The organism is Amycolatopsis sp., assembly GCF_035276945.1.
Taxonomy (GTDB): domain Bacteria; phylum Actinomycetota; class Actinomycetes; order Mycobacteriales; family Pseudonocardiaceae; genus Amycolatopsis_E.
This window is the reverse complement of record NZ_DATELF010000132.1, coordinates 1-2,970: the sequence shown is the minus strand read 5'-3', so window position 1 is coordinate 2,970 and position 2,970 is coordinate 1. Positions and strand designations below refer to the sequence as shown.

General features: G+C 68.2%; 2 protein-coding genes. Both read left to right on the top strand.

Features of this window, described 5'->3' with window-relative positions; translation table 11 throughout:
* Positions 1–2,014: beta-ketoacyl reductase (locus VJT49_RS23505; protein ID WP_324167069.1), on the top strand; the 2,014-nt coding region annotated here is incomplete at its 5' end.
* A gap of 281 nt (positions 2,015–2,295) precedes the next feature.
* The coding region (locus tag VJT49_RS23500; protein WP_324167068.1) for a beta-ketoacyl synthase N-terminal-like domain-containing protein at positions 2,296–2,970 on the top strand (675 nt) is incomplete at its 3' end.

Here is a 2,970-nt window from a genome sequence, read left to right as displayed (position 1 = left end):
CACCACCGCGGCAACAACCCTGCGCGTGCGACTCACCCCCACCAGCCCCACCACCCTCACCCTCCACACCACCGACCCCACCGGAAACCCCGTCGCCACCATCGACACCATCACCCTCCGCACCCACAACCCCGAAGAGCTTGGCGTGTCGCGCATCGTGAGCACCGATTCGCTCTACCGGGTCGGGTGGATCCCCGCTGACACCGGAAAAACCGCCGAAGGGGAACCGGAGTTGTCGGTCGTCTCGAGTCCGAAGCTTGCCGCGCGCCTGGAGGCCGCCGGGATCACCGCGACCGCATACCCCGGCATCCCGTCTCTAACCGAATCGGTGTCCTCGGGCGCACCCGGCCCGCACCTCGTGTTGGCGGAGATCGAGAACGCGACCGGCATCCACGCCGTGACTCGCGAGGCGCTAAAGCTCTACCAGGCCTGGCTGAACAAGCAGCAGACGAGCACCGCGCGCCTGGCGATCCTCACGAGGGGAGCGGTCGACGTCACCGGCAGCGACGACATTCGCGACGCCGCCGGGGCCGCCGTCCGTGCGATGGCGCGCTCCGCCCAGTGGGAGCACCCTGGCCACTTGCTCGTCCTGGACATCGACGACGAAGACAGCTCGCTCCGAGCACTGTCTACTGTGGTCGCGACCGACGAGCCGGAGCTGGCCGTGCGAAAAGGATCTGTGCTCATGCCCAGACTCGCCCGCGCCGGTGCCGCGGAGCCCAGCGGCGTTCTCGACCCGGACGGCACCGTGCTGATCACCGGCGGCACCGGGACGGTCGGCAGCACCATCGCTCGGCATGTCGTGGCCGAATACGGTGTGCGCCATCTGGTGCTTGCCGGACGGCGAGGCCCGGACGCCGACGGCGTGGCAGGCCTGATGGCCGGCATCAAGGCGCTCGGTGCGGACGTGCGCGTCGAAGCCTGCGACGTCACCGATCGCGACGCGACGAGCAAGCTCCTGGCCGGGATCCCGGCGGAACACCCGGTGACCGCCGTGCTCCACATCGCCGGAACCGAGGACGACTGCGCCATCACCGAACTCACCCCGGAGCGGCTTGACGCGGTGCTGCGGCCGAAGGTGGACGCGGCCTGGAACCTGCACGAGCTGACGCGAGAGCTGGACCTCAAAGCCTTCGTCCTCTTCTCCTCGGCCTCCGCTATCGCCGGCAACCCGGGTCACGGTGCCTTCGCCGCGGCCAACGCCTGCCTGGACGTTCTCGCGCAGCAGCGACGGGCGGGGGGACTTCCCGCACTCTCGCTGGCGTGGAGCCCCTGGGCGCAGCACGGCAACGGGATCCGGGCGATTTCGGTGCCCGACGCCATGAGGATGTTCGACGGAGCGCTCGCCCACGGGGGGCCGGTGCTTATGCCGGTCAAGCTCGACTTCGCCGAGCTGCGCGCGCAAGCGGTGTCGGATTCGGTGCCGGCGTTGCTGCGGGGACTCGTGCCGCGGGGCAGGCGGGTCGCGGAAGCAATCGCGGCGACACGGGGCGCGTTCGCCGAGCGGCTCGGCGCGCTGCCGCCGGCAGACCGGGAACGGGAGCTGCTTTCTCTGGTACGACTGGAAGCCGCGGCGATCCTCGGCCACACCGACGGGGACACGGTCTCCGCAGAGCGGGCGTTCAACGAGCTCGGCTTCGACTCGCTCACCGCCGTTCAGCTGCGGAACCGGCTCACGGCCGTCACCGGGGTGCCCCTGCCGGCGACCCTGGTCTTCGACTACCCGAACTCGGCCGCCTTGGCGCGCCTTCTACAGTCCGAACTGTTCGACTCCGGTGCCGACGACACGGGATCCACCCTGGCGCAACTCGATCGCCTCGCGGAGACCCTGTCCGGGCTTCCCCTCGGCGGCGAGCTGGACGGGGAGGTCGCGATCCGGCTGCAGAACATGCTGTCGCAATGGAAAGACCGTTCGAAATCGGCGCGGCCCGATGTCGCGGAGAGGCTTGAGACGGCCTCGGCGGCCGCGCTCTTCGACTTCATCGACAACGAACTGGGCCGCGTCAACAAGTGAGCACGGGGTGTTGATCGGGCACGTTGAACCGCTCCGAGACGCTCGGTGGAGACTCGTTACCGTGCCGGTATATACCAATCCGAACTCAACGAGTGAGCCTCCATCAGACCCGGGGCGGTTCGTGGCGCCCGCCCCGGCAAGACAGGGGAGTCGTAGGGGGCCCCCAAGGGGTTCGAGAATTCGCTGCCGGGTGAAACTTGAATCGGCTGTGACTTCGTGGTGACCGTCCGCTGGCCGCTGTCAGTTCGCTGCGAGGCTCGTTACGGAGAAGGTTGCCTGACATGACGGATGAAGAGAAACTCGTCGACTATCTCAAGTGGGTCACGGCGGATTTGCACCGGACTCGCCAGCACGCCGCGGACCTCGAGGCGGCCGCGAGCGAACCCATCGCGATCGTCGGGATGGCCTGCCGTTTCCCCGGCGGGGTGTGCTCGCCGGAGGACCTGTGGCGACTGGTGGCCGACGGCGTCGACGCGATCTCTCCCTTCCCCGAGGACCGCGGCTGGGACGTGCGGAACCTCTACGACCCGGATCGCACCCGGTACGGCAAGTCCTACGTCCGCGAAGGCGGTTTCGTGCACGACGCGGCGGGTTTCGACGCGAAGTTCTTCGGGATCAGTCCGCGTGAGGCCGTGGCGATGGATCCGCAGCAGCGGTTGTTGCTGGAGACTTCCTGGGAGGCCTTCGAGGACGCGGGGATTCCGCCTACTTCACTGCGCGGCAGCAACGTCGGTGTCTTCGCTGGAATAGCTTACCACGACTACGCGATGCGGCTGAACCGCGTCGCCGACGAATACGAGGGGTACCTGGGCGCCGGTAGTGCGGGGAGTGTGGCGTCGGGTCGGGTGTCGTATTCGTTGGGGTTTGAGGGGCCGGCGTTGACGGTGGATACGGCGTGTTCGTCGTCGTTGGTGGCGATTCACCTTGCTGTGCAGTCGTTGCGTCGTGGTGAGTGT